This is a genomic window from Bacillus sp. PK6-013, assembly GCF_054161445.1.
In genome coordinates, this window is record NZ_CP096417.1 from 3,468,282 (window position 1) to 3,486,641 (window position 18,360).

General features: G+C 49.1%; 17 protein-coding genes. 4 read left to right on the plus strand and 13 right to left on the minus strand.

Annotation, left to right across the window (positions count from 1 at the left end; genetic code table 11):
* Positions 1 to 111: 111 nt before the first annotated feature.
* On the minus strand, positions 112 to 1,296 hold the full coding sequence (locus tag M1E03_RS17555; protein WP_020450519.1) for an MFS transporter: 1,185 nt from the start codon (positions 1,294 to 1,296) through the stop codon (positions 112 to 114).
* Between the two features lie 59 nt (positions 1,297 to 1,355).
* Positions 1,356 to 1,778 carry a MerR family transcriptional regulator gene (locus tag M1E03_RS17560; RefSeq protein ID WP_003179703.1) on the minus strand — a complete coding sequence of 141 codons (423 nt, stop codon included), beginning with the start codon at positions 1,776 to 1,778 and terminating at the stop codon, positions 1,356 to 1,358.
* 165 nt (positions 1,779 to 1,943) lie between these two features.
* On the opposite strand from M1E03_RS17560, the gene M1E03_RS17565 reads away from it, so the two are divergent.
* Positions 1,944 to 2,774, plus strand: coding sequence for an ion transporter (locus M1E03_RS17565; protein WP_020450517.1), 831 nt, complete (start codon positions 1,944 to 1,946; stop codon positions 2,772 to 2,774).
* Between the two features lie 37 nt (positions 2,775 to 2,811).
* On the opposite strand, the gene M1E03_RS17570 is transcribed toward M1E03_RS17565, so the two are convergent.
* The 9 genes from M1E03_RS17570 to M1E03_RS17610 form a co-directional block, all read right to left on the minus strand.
* Positions 2,812 to 4,008 carry a cytochrome P450 gene (locus M1E03_RS17570; protein WP_316072842.1) on the minus strand — a complete coding sequence of 399 codons (1,197 nt, stop codon included), beginning with the start codon at positions 4,006 to 4,008 and terminating at the stop codon, positions 2,812 to 2,814.
* A gap of 17 nt (positions 4,009 to 4,025) precedes the next feature.
* Complete coding sequence (gene bioB, locus M1E03_RS17575) at positions 4,026 to 5,027, minus strand: biotin synthase BioB (protein WP_195202022.1); 1,002 nt, start codon at positions 5,025 to 5,027, stop codon at positions 4,026 to 4,028.
* Complete coding sequence (gene bioD / locus M1E03_RS17580; protein WP_105980801.1) at positions 5,024 to 5,731, minus strand: dethiobiotin synthase; 708 nt, start codon at positions 5,729 to 5,731, stop codon at positions 5,024 to 5,026. The genes bioB and bioD overlap by 4 nt, the downstream gene beginning before the upstream one ends.
* Positions 5,728 to 6,879: an 8-amino-7-oxononanoate synthase gene (gene bioF, locus M1E03_RS17585; RefSeq protein WP_411202826.1), complete on the minus strand. Its 1,152-nt coding sequence runs from the start codon at positions 6,877 to 6,879 to the stop codon at positions 5,728 to 5,730. Before bioF ends, bioD begins: the two co-directional genes overlap by 4 nt.
* A complete protein-coding gene (bioA, locus tag M1E03_RS17590; protein WP_079289553.1) occupies positions 6,869 to 8,215 on the minus strand; it encodes an adenosylmethionine--8-amino-7-oxononanoate transaminase in 1,347 nt (448 codons plus the stop codon). The genes bioF and bioA overlap by 11 nt, the downstream gene beginning before the upstream one ends.
* On the minus strand, positions 8,212 to 8,982 hold the full coding sequence (bioW, locus tag M1E03_RS17595) for a 6-carboxyhexanoate--CoA ligase (protein ID WP_103750390.1): 771 nt from the start codon (positions 8,980 to 8,982) through the stop codon (positions 8,212 to 8,214). The genes bioA and bioW overlap by 4 nt, the downstream gene beginning before the upstream one ends.
* A gap of 181 nt (positions 8,983 to 9,163) precedes the next feature.
* Positions 9,164 to 10,366: a GTP-binding protein gene (locus M1E03_RS17600; RefSeq protein ID WP_458110539.1), complete on the minus strand. Its 1,203-nt coding sequence runs from the start codon at positions 10,364 to 10,366 to the stop codon at positions 9,164 to 9,166.
* A 65-nt stretch (positions 10,367 to 10,431) separates the two neighbouring features.
* Positions 10,432 to 12,105 (minus strand): nucleoside recognition domain-containing protein, encoded by a 1,674-nt coding sequence (locus M1E03_RS17605; RefSeq protein WP_316072843.1) that lies wholly within the window; start codon positions 12,103 to 12,105, stop codon positions 10,432 to 10,434.
* The gene (locus M1E03_RS17610; RefSeq protein WP_023855778.1) at positions 12,099 to 13,211 is read right to left on the minus strand and encodes an NAD(P)/FAD-dependent oxidoreductase; all 1,113 of its coding nucleotides are present in this window, start codon (positions 13,209 to 13,211) and stop codon (positions 12,099 to 12,101) included. Before M1E03_RS17610 ends, M1E03_RS17605 begins: the two co-directional genes overlap by 7 nt.
* Before the next feature lie 132 nt (positions 13,212 to 13,343).
* Between M1E03_RS17610 and folE2 the strand changes: the two genes are divergently transcribed.
* Together folE2 and M1E03_RS17620 are read left to right on the plus strand one after the other, a co-directional pair.
* A complete protein-coding gene (gene folE2, locus M1E03_RS17615; protein ID WP_020450507.1) occupies positions 13,344 to 14,246 on the plus strand; it encodes a GTP cyclohydrolase FolE2 in 903 nt (300 codons plus the stop codon).
* 135 nt (positions 14,247 to 14,381) lie between these two features.
* On the plus strand, positions 14,382 to 14,657 hold the full coding sequence (locus M1E03_RS17620; RefSeq protein ID WP_075213022.1) for an ArsR/SmtB family transcription factor: 276 nt from the start codon (positions 14,382 to 14,384) through the stop codon (positions 14,655 to 14,657).
* 29 nt (positions 14,658 to 14,686) lie between these two features.
* On the opposite strand, the gene M1E03_RS17625 is transcribed toward M1E03_RS17620, so the two are convergent.
* A complete protein-coding gene (locus M1E03_RS17625) occupies positions 14,687 to 15,352 on the minus strand; it encodes a DJ-1/PfpI family protein (RefSeq protein WP_020450506.1) in 666 nt (221 codons plus the stop codon).
* Positions 15,353 to 15,477: 125 nt separating this feature from the next.
* On the opposite strand from M1E03_RS17625, the gene M1E03_RS17630 reads away from it, so the two are divergent.
* Entirely contained in the window at positions 15,478 to 16,392 is a 915-nt protein-coding gene (locus M1E03_RS17630; RefSeq protein WP_020450505.1) for a LysR family transcriptional regulator, read from the plus strand.
* 29 nt (positions 16,393 to 16,421) lie between these two features.
* Here M1E03_RS17630 and M1E03_RS17635 read toward each other — a convergent pair whose 3' ends face one another.
* On the minus strand, positions 16,422 to 18,311 hold the full coding sequence (locus tag M1E03_RS17635; protein ID WP_458110540.1) for an ABC-F family ATP-binding cassette domain-containing protein: 1,890 nt from the start codon (positions 18,309 to 18,311) through the stop codon (positions 16,422 to 16,424).
* Positions 18,312 to 18,360 lie beyond the last annotated feature (49 nt).

Sequence of the window (18,360 nt, forward strand, 5' to 3'; positions counted from 1 at the left end):
GACGTTCAGGCAGGACGCCTGGGCGGTTAGTCGCCGATCCTTCCTCTATTCGTGAGCACCGACGCGCAGGCCTGACAACGAATGCGAGGGTTTCTCGACACGCTGTTTTCATTAATGACCGGCTTTGATGCCTGCCAAATAACGGCGGCCTCCAGTCAAAACGGCCATGCCGGCAAGCACGGCGATGCATCCTGCAAAATAGGGAGTATGCGCAGTAAAATGATCGGCTAACACACCGGCGATCCAAGGCGCAATGGCCCCGCCGATGAACCGGATGGAGCTGTAGGCAGATGAAGCGACAGACCGTTCGACAGGCGCAGCTTCCATCACCGCTGTTGTCAAAATCGTATTGATCATGCCCAGAATCCCTCCGGCTATGATGATCGCCCCGATGACGAGCGCCATGTGCTCCGTCCAAATCCCGATCGCGAGCAAATCAGCTGCAAACAGCATAAACAGAAAGATCAGCGAGCGGACGGTTCCAAAGATCCGCTGTACGGCCGGAGCGATGAAAACGGAAGTGATCGCAAGAAACAGCCCCCAGCCGAAAAAGACGTAGCCGAGGCCCCGTTCATTTAAGTCAAGAACAAACGGCGAATATGCAAGCAGGGTGAAGAAACCGAAGTTATATAAGAATGCGGCGCCTGAAAGCGTCAATAGCCCTTTATAACGAAGCGCTTTGATCGGCGCGCTGACGGAAATTTTCTTCCGCGGCTTTTGGACAGGCGGCAAAAGAAAAAAGATGGCCAAAAGAGCGGCCGCCATTAAAACCGATACGCCGAAAAACGGCGCTCTCCACGATATTGTGCCAAGCTCTCCACCGGCAAGCGGTCCAACCGAAATGCCCAATCCCAAAGCCGCCTCATACAAAATAATGGCTTTTGCGCTTCCGCCAGATGCCACGCTGACAATGACGGCAAGCGCAGTTGAGATAAACATGGCATTTCCGAGTCCCCAGCCGCCGCGAAAGCCGACGAGCTGAGAAATGGAATGCGAAAGCCCGCCCAAGCCTGCAAAAACGATGATCAGGATCAAGCCGCTGATTAACGTCAGCTTTGCCCCAATCCGGCTCGATACGGCGCCTGATAAAAGCATGGCGAAACCTGTGACTAGCAGATAGCTTGTAAATAAAAGCGAAACCTGGCTGGGGGAAGCATGCAGCTGCCGCGCAATCGCCGGCAGAATCGGATCGACAAGCCCGATCCCCATAAACGAGATCACGCAGGCAAAGGCCACGGCCCAGACCGCTTTTGGCTGTTTAAACATACTTGAGTTCTCAGGTGGTTGTTCATTCATGATCTATCAAACCTTTCTTTGCAAATAAAGAAACGCTATAAAAATAGCGTTTTTCTTGTTTAATCAATTGATTGAAGCGCATTCTCGGCTTTTGCCTGCATACCCTCCAAGCGCTTCTTGAATGATTGAAATTTCTCAATTTTTTCATCAATCATTCTCATCTGTTCATTCAGCATCCTCTGAATGTCTTCGAGCTTTTCTTTTCGTTCCCGTTTGTCCAGCGATAAAAGGTATCCTTCTTTATTCATCTCCAAGTGCTTGCCCGTTTCCATGAACTGCTGGAGCTCCTGCAGCGAGAATCCCAGCACTTCCTTCGCGCTGATCACTCTTTCAAGCTCTTCAAGATCGTCTTCAGAGTAAAGACGGACACCGCCTTCCGTCCGCTTCGGTGAAGAAAGCAGACCGATTTCTTCGTAAAAGCGGATCGTTCTTTTCGTCAGGCCGCTTCGCTTGGCCATTTGATCAATCTTCATCCACTCCACGTCCATATCCCCCCGAGATTTTTCTTCTTTTCTATTATACTACTACTATACTTTTACGTAAACGTTAAGTTTTTTTCGATACAAAAAAAAGAACTGACTTGACATCATCCTGCTGCTGTAACGTATCATAGAATGGACAACTAAACAGGAGGACAAATAATCAGAGTGAACACTCATCAAAATCGATTTTCAGTTCAAAGTAAAGTTTCGGCATTGATTGAAAGCCGGCTGTTTCAGTCATTCATAACGACGGTCATTGTGTTGAATGCCATCTCGATCGGTTTGGAAACTTACGCTTTCTTTAAACCTTATCAAAAAGTATTTTTTATTGTGGATTGTTTGTTTTTAACGATATTTGTCATCGAACTATCTCTTAAACTATTCGTTCAAAAACAGCACTTTTTTAAAAACAACTGGAACGTTTTTGACTTCGTAATCGTCGCCGGCAGTTTGATTCTTTACAATACGAATTTCGTCAGCGTTCTCCGTATCTTCCGGGTGCTGCGGGTGCTGCGGACGATCACTTCCGTTCCCTCATTAAGAAGGATCGTCAATGCGCTGTTTATGGCGATTCCGACTATCAGCAGCGTCATTATTCTGATGAGCATCATTTTTTATGTGTACGCCGTCATCGGTACGATGTTCTTTTCTGCTATCGCGCCGGAATACTTCGGCAACCTGCAGCTCAGCCTTCTGACACTGTTCCAAACCTTTACGCTCGAATCGTGGGCAAGCGGCATATTCAGGCCGATTTTTGCCGAGAGCGGCTGGTCATGGCTCTATTTCGTTTCATTTATCATCATTGCGACTTTCATTATGATCAACTTAATCGTCGGGGAAATCGTGAATAATGCACAAAAAATTTCTCAGGAAATAGAAGATGAGACAGGCGAGCTGAAAGAGGATACAAAAGAAATCAAAGAACTGCGCGCGGAGGTTAAAGAATTAAAAGCGCTTCTGGAAACCTATATCACGCAAAATGAAAAGAAAGATTAAAAAGGGCCGGCACCTGTAAGCCAGCCCTTTTTTGTCTTTAATTGAGGATGACAGGCAGCTCGGCCAGCGATCTAAAGCCGATTAACCTGCGAAATGGAACGTCTGTTGAAGCAAGCTTCAACTTAGGCAGCCGCTCCAACAATACGGGAATGGCAATTTGCGCTTCGAGCCGCGCCAATGCCGAGCCTAAACATACGTGTGCACCGGCTCCAAAGGCAAGGTGCGGATTCGGTTTTCTCGTGATGTCAAATACATGCGGATTTTGAAATATCTTCGGATCGCGGTTGGCGGCGCCTAAAAGGATGTATACGTGCTCTCCTTTTTTGATGATCGTCCCGTTGATTTCGCAGTCCTCTGACGCGGTGCGCGCTGTCAGCTGTGTCGGACTTTCATAGCGCAGGCATTCTTCAACAGCTGACTCAATCAGCAGCGGATTTTCTTTCAGCGCGCTGAGCTGGCCGGGATGGTTCATGAGCAAAAACAATCCGTTCGTCAAAAGGTTGACCGTCGTCTCGTGCCCGGCAATCACAAGCAGAATGCACGTCGCAAGCACTTCATCTTCGGTGAGCTGCTCATGACCGGCGAATGTGCTGATCAGGTCTTGAGAAGGATGAGCTTTTCGCTTTTCAATCAAATCTTTAAAATACGCCGTCAGCTTGGCAACGGTATCCCCGCCTTTTGCCAGCACCTCTCGTGTGCGGGTCAAATCGATCGTTTGAATGAGATCCGCCGTCCATTGCCTGAATTGATATCTCTCCTCTGCGGGGACGCCGAGCATGTCGGCAATGATAAGGCTTGCCAAAGGAAAGGCGAATTCGGATACCATGTCCGCCGTCTTCTTGTTTTCAAGCTGATCGAGCAATTCATGGACGATTTCTTCTATAACAGGACGGAAAGATGCCGTCTTCTGCGGCATGAATTCTTTGCCGACAATCGTCCGCATCCGCTTATGGCCGGACTCATTTTGAAACAGCATCATATTCCGCTGCAATTCGTGAAGTTGTTCATATTTTGTAGAGGCTTCAGGGAGAGGAACGCGGTTTTTAAATGCCGCGTCCCTCAAAATCGCCGCCACTTCTTCATATCCGGTGACATACCATCCCGGATGCTTTAAAACGGTTCCTTTATATACAGGATGAACGGACCGCAGTTTATCGTAAAACAGATATGGATCTCTCCAAAAATCCGAATCCGATTTCAGACGCGGCCCTGCCTCGTGCAGTTCTGTCGTCATGTTATATCTCCCCCGTGTTACTGCTGTAAACTGGCTTTCATTTCTTCCACCGATTCGACTTCAAATCCTAAATCACGGAGCATCTTATGGTCCTCTGTTTCATTCTGCCCTGCCGTTGTTAAATAGTCTCCGACGAAGATCGAATTGGCGGCATACAGCCCCAGCGGCTGCAAGGAGCGGAGGTTGACTTCGCGCCCCCCTGAAATACGGATTTCCTTTGTCGGGTTGATAAAGCGGAACAAAGCCAAAACCTTTAAACAATAAAGCGGATTTAATTCATTGACCCCTTCCAGCGGAGTTCCGTCGATCGCATGCAAAAAATTAACCGGAATTGAGTCTGCATCAAGCGCCTTTAAGCTATTCGCCATATCGACGACATCCTGCTTCGTCTCTTTCATCCCGACAATGACGCCCGAGCATGGGGACATTCCGGATTTTTTGGCTGTTTCCACAGTGTTTACTCTGTCATCATACGTGTGGGACGTTGTAATGTTTGAATGATTGCTTTTTGATGTATTGATGTTGTGATTGTACCGGTCCACTCCGGCTTCCTTCAGCCGCTCGGCCTGTTCGGGCTTTAGCAGTCCGAGGCATGCACAGACTTTTAAGCCGTACGTTTCTTTAATTTCTTTAACGGCGCCGACCACTTGATCGACATCTCTGTTGGACGGGCCCCTTCCGCTCGCCACGATGCAGTACGTTCCGATATTTAAATCGTGCGCACGCTTTGCACCTTCAAGCAGGGTCGTTTTGTCGACCATCCTGTAGCTGTCGATCGGCGCTTTTGATATCGAAGACTGCGAGCAGTAGCCGCAGTTTTCCGGACAAAGTCCGGATTTTGCATTCATAATCATATTGAGCTTTACTTTTTTTCCAAAGTAGCGTTTTCTGATTTGAAATGCAGCATGCATAAGCAGGAGAACGTCGTCATCCGGACATTCCAAGATGGAAAGCGCCTCTTTTTCAGTTACTTCTCCGCCATCCAGCACCCGTTCTGCAAGTTCCATCCACTGATTCATGTTTCTGCCCCCATTTGCATTTGATTCATAATCAAGGAAACATCGACATGCTCCTTGATCATGTGGTGAATTTGTGTTGGTGAAACGTCTTCAAGCTTCGGCGTAACGCCGAGGAGCGGCACACCGCAAAATCTTTCAATCATGTCCGGATTCGTCTGTTCGTCAAGTCCGGGCCGGCTGCTGATGCCGTTGATCACGATGCCGATCACGCGTATCCCCATTTGTTTCGCGTATTGGACGGTTAAATACGTATGGTTGATCGTTCCAAGATTGGGACGGGCCACAATGACAGCCGGCAAATCGAGCGCTTTGATCAAGTCGCTGACGAAATAATCCTCTCCGAGCGGCACCGCAATCCCGCCTGCCCCTTCAACAATGAAGCAATCGTGCCGATCCTTAATCTTTTTCCAATGGTTCACGGCATCTTCCAGCCCGACGGTCCTCCCTTCGAGCTTCCCTGCTGTGTAAGGTGCAAGCGGCTCTTTAAACACGAAAGGTGTGATCTCCTCATCAGCGAGAGATGTTTCAGAGCTGTTCTTCAAAAGTGCTGTATCACTCTGCGGATCGCTGCTAAGCTCTCCACTCAAAAACGGCTTGAACACGCCGACATCAACATGCTGCTCTTTCAACAAAGCGGCAAGGCCGCAAGCGATAAACGTCTTCCCTACTCCCGTATCAGTTCCCGTTATAAAAAAACCCTTCATTTCACCAAGTTCAACTCTCTTCCCACTAATTTAAACCCCTCTAATAGAGCTTCAATATCTCTTAACTTGCGATCTGCGGTGACGGTCAGCCTGATTCGGCTCTCTCCTTCCGCAACAGTCGGCGGGCGGATGGCCGGGGCCTCAATCCCTTTCTCCTTGAGGCCGTTTGCAAATCGAACGGCTTTTTGAGGGTCTCCGATCATAACGGGTATGATCGGCGTATCTTCTCCCTTGACCGTAAACCCGATATCCTCGAGACCCCGTTTGATCGTGGTCACCGATGATTGCAAAAGCCGGCGTTTATCCCGGCTGTCTTTAATGATGTCTAAAGCTCTGCATGCCGCCGCACAGCTTGCGGGCGGGACAGCCGTTTGAAAGATAAACGTTCTCGCATGATTCAGCAAAAAATCGATCAATGCTTTAGAGCCCGCGACGAAGCCGCCTTCCGCGCCTACAGCTTTACTTAACGTGCCGATCACAACATCTGGGGAGACGCCGAAATACTCGCCCGTTCCCCTGCCGGCATCTCCCAAAACCCCTGTTGCGTGGGCATCATCAACGATGACAAAGGCCCGGTACCGCTTGGCAAGGAGCATGATTTCGTCCAGCGGTGCAATTGTGCCGTCCATGCTGAACACGCCGTCTGTCACAATAAAACAGCGAGCACGGCTCTGTGCGGTGCGGAGCTTTTCTTCAAGATCATTCATATCCGTGTGGCGGTAAACAACCGTATCAGCTTTTGAAAGGCGGCAGCCGTCGATGATGCTCGCATGGTTCAATTGATCGCTCAATATGACGTCTCCTTTTTCAGGCAAAGACGAAAGCACGCCGATATTGGCCAAATATCCGCTTGAAAACAAGAGAGCGGCTTCTGTCTGCTTAAAACCGGCGATTTTCCGCTCAAGTTTTTCATGCCATTCGGTATTGCCGGACGTCAGCCTTGACCCTGTGCTCCCGGCTCCAAAGCGACGAAGCGCCGTTTCTGCGGCGTGAATCAGCCGTTTGTCGTTCGCCAGGCTCAAATAATCGTTTGACGCCCAATTCGTACGTTTCGCTTCCGCGACAGCTTGAGGCGGTTTAAGCGAGCGGTAAAGCCCGGCTGCCTTCGTCCTAGCGAGCCGACTGCTGAGCCATTCGTCAATGTGCACAGCCTGTAACCTCTTGAATCGCTTCTTTCATAATGGACACCATGGCGCGCAGGTCATCGGCGGTGCTAGCGAGCGGAGGAAGAAATGCGATAACATCCCCGAGCGGCCTCGTCAGCATGCCAAGCTCCCTCATTTTCAAAGACACCCGGTATCCGATTCGCTCTTCAGGCGGATAAGGCTGCCTCGTTTCTTTCGACTGAACGAGCTCGATCCCGCTCATTAAACCGAGCTGGCGGATGTCGCCGACATGAGGGAGCGCTGCCAGATCATGAAAAAGCGATTCCACTATTTTCGACTTTTCCGCAACTTGAGCGACGATTTTTTCCGATTCGAACAGGCGCAAATTTTCCAGAGCAACGGCACAACCAAGCTGGTTCCCCGTGTACGAATGGCCGTGGAAAAACGTTTTCAGTTTGTCATAGTCATCATAAAATGCCTGATAAATTTCCTCTGTCGCAAAAGTGACGGCGATCGGCAAATAGCCTCCGGTAATGGCCTTTCCAGCCGCCATCAAGTCAGGCTGAACACGTTCATGCTCACAGGCAAACATTTTCCCGGTTCGGCCGAATCCTGTCGCCACTTCATCGACAATCATTAAAACGTCATATTTCGTACAAAGCTCCCGGACGCCTGCCAAATATCCTTCAGGCATCACGATCATCCCCGATGCCCCTTGGACCATCGATTCGACCGACAGCGCGGCGATCTCACCGTGCCGCTCGCTCAGGAGCCGTTCGAGTTCTGCGAGGCATTCATCGCGGCACTCGTCCGGGTTGCCGCTTTTCGAGCGGTATACGTAAGGAACATTTACCTTAAAGCTTTCAAACATAAGCGGCCCGTATACATGGTGGAAGAGCTCGATCGCACCGACGCTGACAGCGCCGATCGTATCGCCGTGATAGCCGTTTTTCATCGAAATGAATTTTTGTTTCTCCGGCTTGCCGATGTTTTTCCAATATTGAAAGGCCATTTTCAGCGCGATTTCCATTGCTGCAGCGCCGCTGTCCGAATAAAAAACACGCGTCAGCTTTTCCGGCGTGATCTTGATTAACACCTCGGCAAGCTCTGTCGCCGGAACATTTGTCATCCCCAGCAATGTCGAATGAGCGATTTTGCCGAGCTGTTTATTGATGGCTTCATCCAGTTCCTTCTTGCGATGGCCGTGGACATTGAGCCATACTGAAGAAAATCCGTCATAGTACTCCCTGCCGTCGATATCTTTCAGTTTGATGCCCTCCCCGCTTTCGATGATCAGCGGGTTTTCGTCATAGTCTTTCATTTGGGTAAAAGGCAGCCAAAGATATTTTTTGCTTTTTTCAACGAATGATTGATTCATGTTTTACCTCCCGACCGAATGAATACAGGCTGTTTTTCCAAGCCGTCTATACAGCTCTTGATATCTGTTAATCCATCAACAAAAAAAATCCGGCAGCCGCTCTCGTCTCCATGCTCTTTCATCCTTGTTATCCGCTGATAACCCAGCTTTTTAGCGGCAACATAGCCCGTTATGTAATCAGGGTCATCTGACCAGCATAATTCGGCGACGACAGCCAGATGCTCACATACCTTAGAAGCGATGGCAAGCGCCTCTTTCAACCGCGGATTCGGCGGCATTCCGCACAAAGCCGCCCACATTTGAAAATCGGCTTCCGGCCAATCGAGCCGTGAGACGCGCACTCCTTTTTGTTTTCTTCCGTCAATCCTCCGCCCTGAATGAATGTCAAACAAAACGGCGCCCCTTACGTCCGAGTATTCGGCAATGCCTTGAAACGCTTTGTCTACCGCGTTTTTCGGTACGCCGGCACGGCTGATCAGCTCACGGGCAAGCGCTTGTCCTTCTTCCGCTGATTTTGTTTCATTCGTTTCAATGCGCAGAGGCTGGACAAACTTTATCGGTTCGTTTACAAGATCGAAGCGAATTTGCATAAAGTCTGGCTTGCCACGCGAATGAGACAATGCTTTTTCCAATAAATCGCTGACGGCATCCTTTACACCGATGAAAGGCGCAAGCCGCTCTCCTCCGGATATGTGTTTTCCCCCCTCTTCATGGGGACCGTTCTCGGAGGCTCTCATTCTCACACTGTAATACGCTTCTCCCTTCATGCTTTCATCCCCCCTCTAAACACCGCACTCATATGTTAACCTATAAATAATTTAAGTTAACATTACAATAAAATATTAGTATTCCTTTCCTGATATGTCAACATGGTGTACAAAACACCGGTTTGTTTGAAATAAAAAAAGACAAAAGAGATATCTCTTTTGTCTTAATGTGGAAATTCATTTATCTAGCTCTTTCAATCTGCCAATCGAACGGGTCAGATAAAAGCGACCAGTCGTCCGCCATCTCCGAATCTGTCAAAAGGCATCGATCCGCTTCGGCGGTAATTTCTGACGGGGACAGATCCAATCCGATAAAGACGAGCTTTGTGTGGCGGTCTCCGAATTCTTCATTCCATTCTTTTAATAGCTCTGGATTCTGTCTGAGGATTTGCTCCTGTTCCGCCTTGGACAGCGTGGCCACCCAATAAGAGATCGGTTCCAGCGACACGGATGGGCCTGCCTGCGACATCAAAAGGGCAAGGCTGTTGCGCGTCGCACACCAGGCGATTCCTTTCGCCCTGACGACGTTTTCCGGCAGCGAATGAATCCAGTTATAAAACCGCTCGGTATGAAAAGGACGGCGCGCTTCGTATACAAACGAAGATATTCCGTATTCTTCAGTCTCAGGCGTATGCTGGTGGTGTCCTTCGTTTAATTCCCTGATCCAACCTGCTGAGCCGCTTGCTTCGTCAAAATTGAAAAGACCGGTGTTTAAGATGACCTTCGGATCGACCTCTCCTTTGACCGCTCTGATGATGTTTGCTTTAGGCTGCAACGTTTTCAGCACTTTCTCAAGCTTTTCCAGATCTTCCTCGGAGACAAGGTCGCATTTATTCAAAATCAGCACATCGCAAAACTCGATTTGATCGATGAGCAGATCGGCGATATCACGTTCATCCTCTTCACCGACAGCCTCTTTCCGGTCCAGCAGGCTGTCACCCGACTGAAAATCGTGCCAAAAACGATTGGCGTCGACCACCGTGACCATTGTGTCCAAACGGCAGAACCGCGTCAAATCAATACCCAATTCTTCGTCGATGTAAGAGAACGTCTGAGCGACCGGGATCGGTTCGCTGATACCGGTCGATTCGATCACGATATAATCGATATTTCCTTGCTTCGCCAGTTTTTCGACTTCAACCAGCAAGTCCTCTCTGAGTGTGCAGCAAATGCAGCCGTTTGACATTTCGACCAGCTTTTCATCCGTCCTCGACAGGCCGCCGCCTTGCTTGACAAGCCCGGCATCAATGTTGACTTCGCTCATGTCATTAACGATAACGGCGACTTTCAGCCCTTGGCGGTTTTGCAATATGTGATTCAGCAGCGTCGTTTTACCCGCCCCCAGGTATCCGCTTAATACTGTTACAGGAATCCTTTTACTCATTTTTTCATTCTCCTTCCTCTTATCAAATCGTAATGATTACGATTTGTATTTTATTTCACCACAATTTATTTAAAAATGCAAAGTGTCAGCTTCCAGATGATCATGATGATCAAAACTGACACGACTGAAGTGGCCATCTGTTTTCCCATAATGGCTGCCGCCGTTTTCATCCCCAGTTCCTTGGCAATTGTCCAAACCGTCACCATGCATGGAGTAAAGGTTGATGCCAAGTAAATGAGCAGAAAGAGCGTTGCCCCCGGCAGCACATCAAGAAGCGCTCCATTCCCTTCATTGAACAAGAGAATGCCGTCTTTCCTGATCAGAGAAAAAACAAGGCCCGGCGCCGCATCTTCCGGAGCACCGAACAGGCTTAAAACAGGCGAGACAAGCAATGTCACAAGACGGATGACACCGAGTTCATTCAATACTGTCGCCGCCAGGCAAATGATGAGAAAGATCGGCATCGCCTGAAAGATAAATTGCTGGAGCACTTCTTTTACTCGAAAGACGATCCCTTTCCAGGACGGCATCTGTAAAAACGTTTGCCGGCGCTCGAAGTAAGCGGCCCATTTCTGATCGATGCGATACCATATCCGGTTATGAGCGGCTGCTGCGGCAACAAGAACAGCGAGGTAAGGGATAAACAGCCACTCCCTTCCCGCAGCATGAAAAATCGACAGCGTCGCGCCGATTTGGTAGCTGCACGCTGATCCGAAAGAAATAAATGATACACAGCGCTTTCTCGTACACATGCTGCACGACCGCGTCTGCTGAACGGCAACGACATTGCAGCCAAATCCGGTCAAAAGCGGAACTAAATCGCGGCCGTTCAGACCGATCTTCCGCATCAGCGGGTCCAGTGAATCGACGATCCGGTCCTTTAAACCCGAATCATCTGCTGCCGCATTTGCTATAGACATAAACAAAACGACAGGAAACGCCCAAACAAACGAGTAAATGCCAAGGGATAACAGGCCATAATTCCCCGCCAATGCCGCGCTCAGCCATGACGGCAAGCCTCCGACCGCATTTTGGAGAGGTTCAACCGCCCATTCGTCCGCGTATTGCTGCATCCACTCTGATGTATGATAAGCCAATACGATCGGCACCATAAATAACAAACATAAAAGTGCAGTACTCACAACAGGCCCAACTACGGGACGATGAAACACAAACTGCTGAACAGCCACACTTTCAAGTTTAATCTGTTTCATCCGTTTCCGTTTCAGCGGATGAAATTCAGCCTCTTTTCTTAAAAAAACGATGATATGCTCTTTTTTATCGTCTGTCACAGTTCTCGTATCAACCAGCAGGACCGGGAGACTGTGCTTGGTTACTTGCTCAGAAAGCGTCCGGCGCATGGCGTCCGTCATTTTGTCCTGAAACGTAACGATAAAGCAGACGCGCCTGGCATCCGGCGGAATCAGGTCCAAGACCGCGTTCAGCTCTTCTGAAAAATGGGTGCCGCGCAAGACGGCAACCACCTCATCGGCCTTTTCGATCTCTTTTTTCAGCGCTCTTTTCGACACGCTGTCATCCTCCCGAATGCCCGGTGTATCAATGGCTTGCCAGCCCGGAAGGCTTTTGATCTCCCGTTCAGCCGCAAATATCGTCGATCCTTTCACATTGGCTGCTTCGCCTGCTCTCTGATCTGTGATCGCGGAAAAAAGCGTTGTTTTCCCGACCGATTCGAGTCCGATGAAGAGCATGCGCTGCCGCCGCGTTGGCTCTTTCAGCATTCACACTGCACCTCACAGCAGCTCAAATCCGTGAGAAACATTTGATTTTCCCTGTATTCTGTCAGCACCTTTTCATCGATCGAAAACTTTCGTTTCTCCAACAAATGCTCGGCGATGACGGCGAATCGCTGCCTGAATTTATAAATGAAACAAAAGACGGCGTTTTGGTGCTGAACGCTCGGCCCGATTAAATAAAGACCGTCCGTCACGGTCGACATATCTTTATTCGTTAAAAGCGGTTTGCCGTTCTCTCCCCATTCAAACAAATGCTCGATTTGTTTTGCCCCGGAATGAAAGCCTGTCGCGATAATGGGCCGTGTTTCCGAGCGGATTTTCCTCCCGTCTGACAAATATAAATCATAGGCTGGTCCGTTTTTCGCCAGTTTCTCTACCAGGGCTTTTTCCAAAAACTGAACCTTCCCTTTTTCATACGCATCTTCAAGACGCTCCCATGTATAAGGTGAAAGCGACCGGCTTGGATCGGCTTCAGCGTTTTCGCGGAGCGAATTCGGCATCACAACCGTCACATCGCTGCCATAGGACGCCAGTGTAACCGCCGCATCCATTGCGCTTTCATAGCCGCCTACCACGTAATAATGGGCTTTTTCAAATTGGCTCCATCTGGCGACCTTGCTATTGTGGATGCCAATCTCTGCACCATGAAACGAATATTTCGGGAATTGGAATTCACCGGCTCCCCAAATAACGTCTTTGGCCTTCATCGTGCCTTTATTAGTTTCAACTGAAAAACCGCCGTCGTCTTTATAAACATTGCGAACCGATGTGCCTTCTTGAATTGGAAGCTGAAAATGATCGGCCAAAAGCGCCAAATAATCTCCATACTCCTGCCCGCTCAAGTGCTCGCGGTGAAAAGTAAAGGCAGGGGATGTTCCCGGAGCAACAGCATTTAAATCCAAAGCCCCGAATCCCTGCCCGGTAAAGGACGGTGTTATCAGTTTCATTTCTTCAGGCCAGCTTCGAAATGAAGCTCCTGCACGGTCTTTTTCCAAAATCGTAAACGATTGAAAACCGAGTTTTTTCAGAACGATTCCCATTCCAATACCTGCGGGTCCCGCTCCAACAATGACGATTTCGCTATGCTGCAAAACAACCACTCCCTAAACGAAATCATTTCGATTTAATTTGCATGCTTTAGACATGACCACTTGATTTTATCACAGCATTCCCTCAAAATAAATAGGAACTATTTCGATTTACTACAGAAAGGGGTCTCATCAATGGAACGTATACTGCATTTGCCCGCAAAACCCGAACGCCACCGCCGCTTCGGATCTGTCGAAGCCGTGAAAGGAATAAAACCGACCGATAAAGAACAGATGAAGGATATTCAAAATACACCGAACGACTATTTTTTTGACATTGACCATGTCGGTGTCTCAAACGTTTCGCATCCGATTTTGATTGCATCCTCGCTCAAGCCGTTTACACAAACGACGATCGGCGCTTTTTCCTTTACGACGAGCCTTGCGCGCGGCCGCAAAGGAATCAATATGAGCCGCCTGACAGAACAGCTGCAGCGCTATCACGAAGCAAACTGGACGATTGATGTTCATACACTGAAAGATTTTGCAAAGGATTTAGCCGACAATATGGAACAGCAAAGCGCATCCGTCTCTGTCAGTTTTCCATGGTATTTCGAACGCCTCAGCCCGGAAACCAAACTGTCAGGATTGATGCACGCCGATATCCATATGACAGTCTCTTATCATGAAAACAAAGGCTTTTCACAAACCGTCGGCATCACGGCCCATGTGACGACGCTCTGCCCGTGTTCAAAAGAAATCAGCGAATACAGCGCCCATAACCAGCGCGGCATAATCAAGATCACCGCACATATCAATGAGCAGGCGGAGATGCCGTACGATTTCAAAACCGAGCTTCTTGCCGCAGCGGAAACGAACGCAAGCGCAAAGCTCCATCCCGTCTTAAAAAGGCCCGACGAAAAAAGAGTGACTGAACAGGCTTATGAAAATCCAAGATTTGTAGAAGACGTCATCCGCTTAACGGCTGCCGACTTATACGAAATGAACTGGATCTCCGCCTTTGAGATCGAATGCCGGAACGAAGAATCGATTCACATGCATGATGCCGTAGCGCGGCTGTCGTTTTCCAAAATATGAATTAAAAAGAGCTGCCGGTTTTTCCGGCAGACTCGATCCTTATGCAGTTTTTGATTGATTCAGCGCCCGGCTGTTTTTAAACAGGAGCATTGAAAAAATGTATAATACCGATGCAAACAGACAAACCGCCCTGACATCAGTTTATCCGCTGTTCTTTACGCCCTCAGTGATCAAATCAGACTTCAAATCATAAAAAATCTTGCAGAAGCCGGCGAACAATCGTGCAGCGCTGTTAACGTTCCCATTCCAAAATCAACCCTGTCTCATCACTTTAAAGTCCTTAGGGAATCGGGAGTCATTCATACAAGAATAGAAGGAACACAACGGTTTATTTCGCTTCGCCAAGAGGACTTGGACAGCCGTTTTCCGGGGTTGCTTCAAATCGTTTTACAGGCAGACGAACCGTTGTAAACTGCCGGGTTCTCCCCGGCAGCTTCGACTTATTTCTCTTTCCGCACGTATTCAATATCATCCTGATACTGGCTGTACCCCTCTTGATACTCCATAACACGCGCCGTTTCTTCTATGAAGCTTTCATCATAGCCCGCTCTTCTCAATAAGTGAAAGCCCATTTCCATGCCTGAAGCAATTCCCCCGGCGGTGATGATCCGTCCGCTGTCGACGATTCTCGCCCGGCTGACGCGGCAGGCCGGCGCGATGTCCGCCAAGCGGTCGATCGGTACTTGCCCCATCTCTGACGCCTCAAGCCGATCCGGCTCTTTCCGGCTTGTGGCGGAAAGCCCGTCTAAGAGCCCCATGCGCCCGTAAATCCATGAACCTGTACATACGCTCACCAAAAGCGTCGACTCAGGCAGAGAGCGGATAAACTGATGCAGCCGTTTGTTGTTGGTCTCCTGTCGTGTACCGAAACCGCCCGGAATTAAGAAAGCATCCATATCTGGCTGGTCATTGAAGCTGTAATTCGGATGAACGGTAAGCCCGGCTTGCGTCTGAACCGGTTTCATCGCATCCGCCACAAGAAAGGCGTCCAGTTCAGGATCGAGCCTCCTCGCCACTGAAAACACTCCATATGGGGCGGCATAGTCGATGATTTCAGCATCCTTGAAAATGTACACGCCAAGTCTGAATCCTCTCGTTCTTTTCATTGTTTTCCTCCTCAATTTTTCTTTTATTCTTGCAAAACCTACGATATCATGGGGAGAGACATTTTACTTATGAATGATTACGATGGAAATCATTTTGATTTTCGATATCAAGGAGATGACAAGCTATGATTGAGCTTTTAGAGGGTAAATTTTTTAAAACCTTCATCGCCGTCATGGAAGAAAAAAACTTCAGCCGCGCCGCTGATCGGCTGGGGTATGTACAGTCGACAGTCACCAGCCATATTCAGCTTTTGGAGCAGGCTTGCGGACAGCGTTTGTTTCACCGGCTGTCAAGAGGTGTGAAGCCGACACCGGCCGGTTTGAAGCTAAGTAAATATGCCTATCAATTTATTCATTTAGGCAGCACCTTGGAAGAAGCGATGAATGAACTGGATCAGCCGCAAGGAACCGTCCGCATCCGCATGCAGGAATCGTTTTTTCTGACGCGCACGTCTCTCCTGATCCGGGATTTTATTAAAGAATATCCAAAGATTAGATTGCAATTGGAAAACGGGTTTCAGCACGATATCGTTCAGCAGGTGCAAAATCATGCCGTCGATTTCGGAATCGTACCGCAAAATCCGAATAGGCCCGACATCTTTTTTACCCCTTTGCTCGAAGAAAAGCTGGTGTTCATCGCTTCCAATGATCTCGCTGAAAAGGTTGAAACTGAGAGCCTTGGCGCTCTTAGTCGTGAAACATTCATCAGCTTCGGCACAAGCTGCGTCTACCACACAAAAGCGGGCAGATTATTGCAAGATGCCGGGATTGAAGGAAACAGCGCCCTGGAATACCCAAGCATCGCCATGATCAAAGAGGCGGTAAAATGCGGCATCGGCTTTGCCTTCATTCCTGAAATCGCAGTCAAACAAGAACTTGAAGCCAAGCAATTCAAACTGCTGCCTGTGACTGCCCCGATTGTCTCCACCCACGGGCTCATCGTCCATCAAGACAGAGAGCTGAGTCTGGCGGCGTCTTTATTAAAGGAAAAAGTAATCGGCTATTTTTGTAACGATGCTGAAAAAAGCCCGACAAATTAAAAACTGCCGGGATTTCCCGGCAGCTTCCATTACGATTGTTCCAGCTCCTCGATCATCAGAGACAGCTCGGTCCAGCGCTCCATTGCCGCATCGAGTTCTGCGGCTGTTTGCGCCTGCTCTTCCATCAACGTCTGAATCTTGGCGAAGTCGCTGCTGGCGGCGGCGATTTCCTCTTCAAGCCGTTTATGCTTTTCTTCCAGAGCGGCGATTCTGTCTTCGATGCCGTCCCATTCCAGCTGATCTTTATAAGATAGCTTCTTTCTTTTCTTTTTCTCAGGTTTGACAGGTTCTGCGGCTTCAGGCGCCGGCTTTTGACGGCTGGTCTCCTTTTGCTTCTCCATATATTCGCTGTATGAACCTTGAAAACGCGAAACGTTTCCGCTGCCTTCAAATACAAGCAGCCTGTCGACGACACGGTCAAGGAAATAGCGGTCATGGGAAACGGTCACGACAACGCCGGGAAACTGTTCCAAATAATCTTCCAGCACTCCGAGCGTCTCGGTATCAAGGTCGTTTGTCGGCTCATCAAGGAACAGGACGTTCGGCTCTTCCATCAGCACTTTCAAGAGATAAAGGCGCCTCTTTTCTCCGCCTGACAGCTTGCGAATCAAGTTGCGCTGCATGCTCCGCGGAAAAAGGAACCTTTCCAGCATCTGCTCAGCTGTGACCACTTGTCCGTCGGCCGTTTTGACGACCTCAGCCGTCTCCTTAATGTATTCGACGACCTGCAGCGCATCGTTCATTTCGCTGTGATCCTGTGTATAGTATCCGATTCTTACAGTCTGGCCGATCGTGATCTGCCCTCCATCAGGCTTGACGCGGCCGGCAAGCGCGTTTAAAAGCGTAGTTTTGCCGATCCCGTTCGGTCCGATGATGCCGATCCGGTCCCCGGGCACAATCAGTTCATCGAATGAACGGACAAGCTGATTGCCGCCGCGGCTGATGTCAACACCTTCCCCTTCAATCACCTGCTTGCCGAGACGGTGGGAGCCGATGGCGAAATCAAGGGAAGAGCCGGTTTCAGGCGCATCTTGTTCCTTTAGTTCCTCCACCCGCTGAATTCTTGCTTTTTGTTTTGTCGAACGGGCTTTGGCTCCTCTTCTCAGCCAGGCAAGCTCCCTTCGGAGAAGGTTTTGCCGCTTCGTTTCGCTTTGTTCGGCGAGCGCTTCTCTTTCGGCCCGCTTTTCCAAAAACACTTCGTAGTTCCCTTTGTATGTGTATAGGCGCCCGCGATCCAGTTCATAGATCCTGTTTGTCACCCGGTTTAAAAAGTAGCGGTCATGGGTGACGAGGACGACGGAGCCCGGATACCCGCTCAAATAGCCTTCAAGCCATTCGATCGTTTCATTGTCCAAGTGGTTTGTCGGCTCATCCAAAATGAGGAGGTCAGCAGGCTGAATCAATGTTTTCGCAATCGCAACCCGCTTTTTTTGCCCTCCTGATAGCGAGCTTACTTCTTTTGCCACATCCGCGACGCCAAGCTTCGTTAAAATCGTTTTTGCCGCTGTATTCGCGTCCCAGGCGCCGTGTTCGTCCATTTTCCCCTGTGCCGCCAGCAGGTTTTCCTGCTTCTTCGGATCATCAGGCGAAGCATTCAGCTCCTGAAGCGCCTGCTCATACGCCCTCATCGTCCGCATCATCACGGAATCTCCCGAATAAATGTGCTCAAGTACGGTTTCCGGACCGTCCAAATCAGGATCCTGATCCAAGTACTCGATATGGAGGCTGCCAGGCTTGGTGATGTCTCCTTTTTCGGTCGATTCATGGCCCGCGATCACTTTCAGCAAACTGCTTTTTCCCGTTCCGTTCGGTCCGATCAAGCCGATCCGTTCGTTTTCTTCAATATGAAACGATATATGGTCAAATAATGTTTTATCTCCGTAAGTTTTATATAAACCTTCCGCTTTAAAAATGCTCATCTGTCTACCAATCCTAACGTAATGTCATAACCTTATTTTAATGCAGATG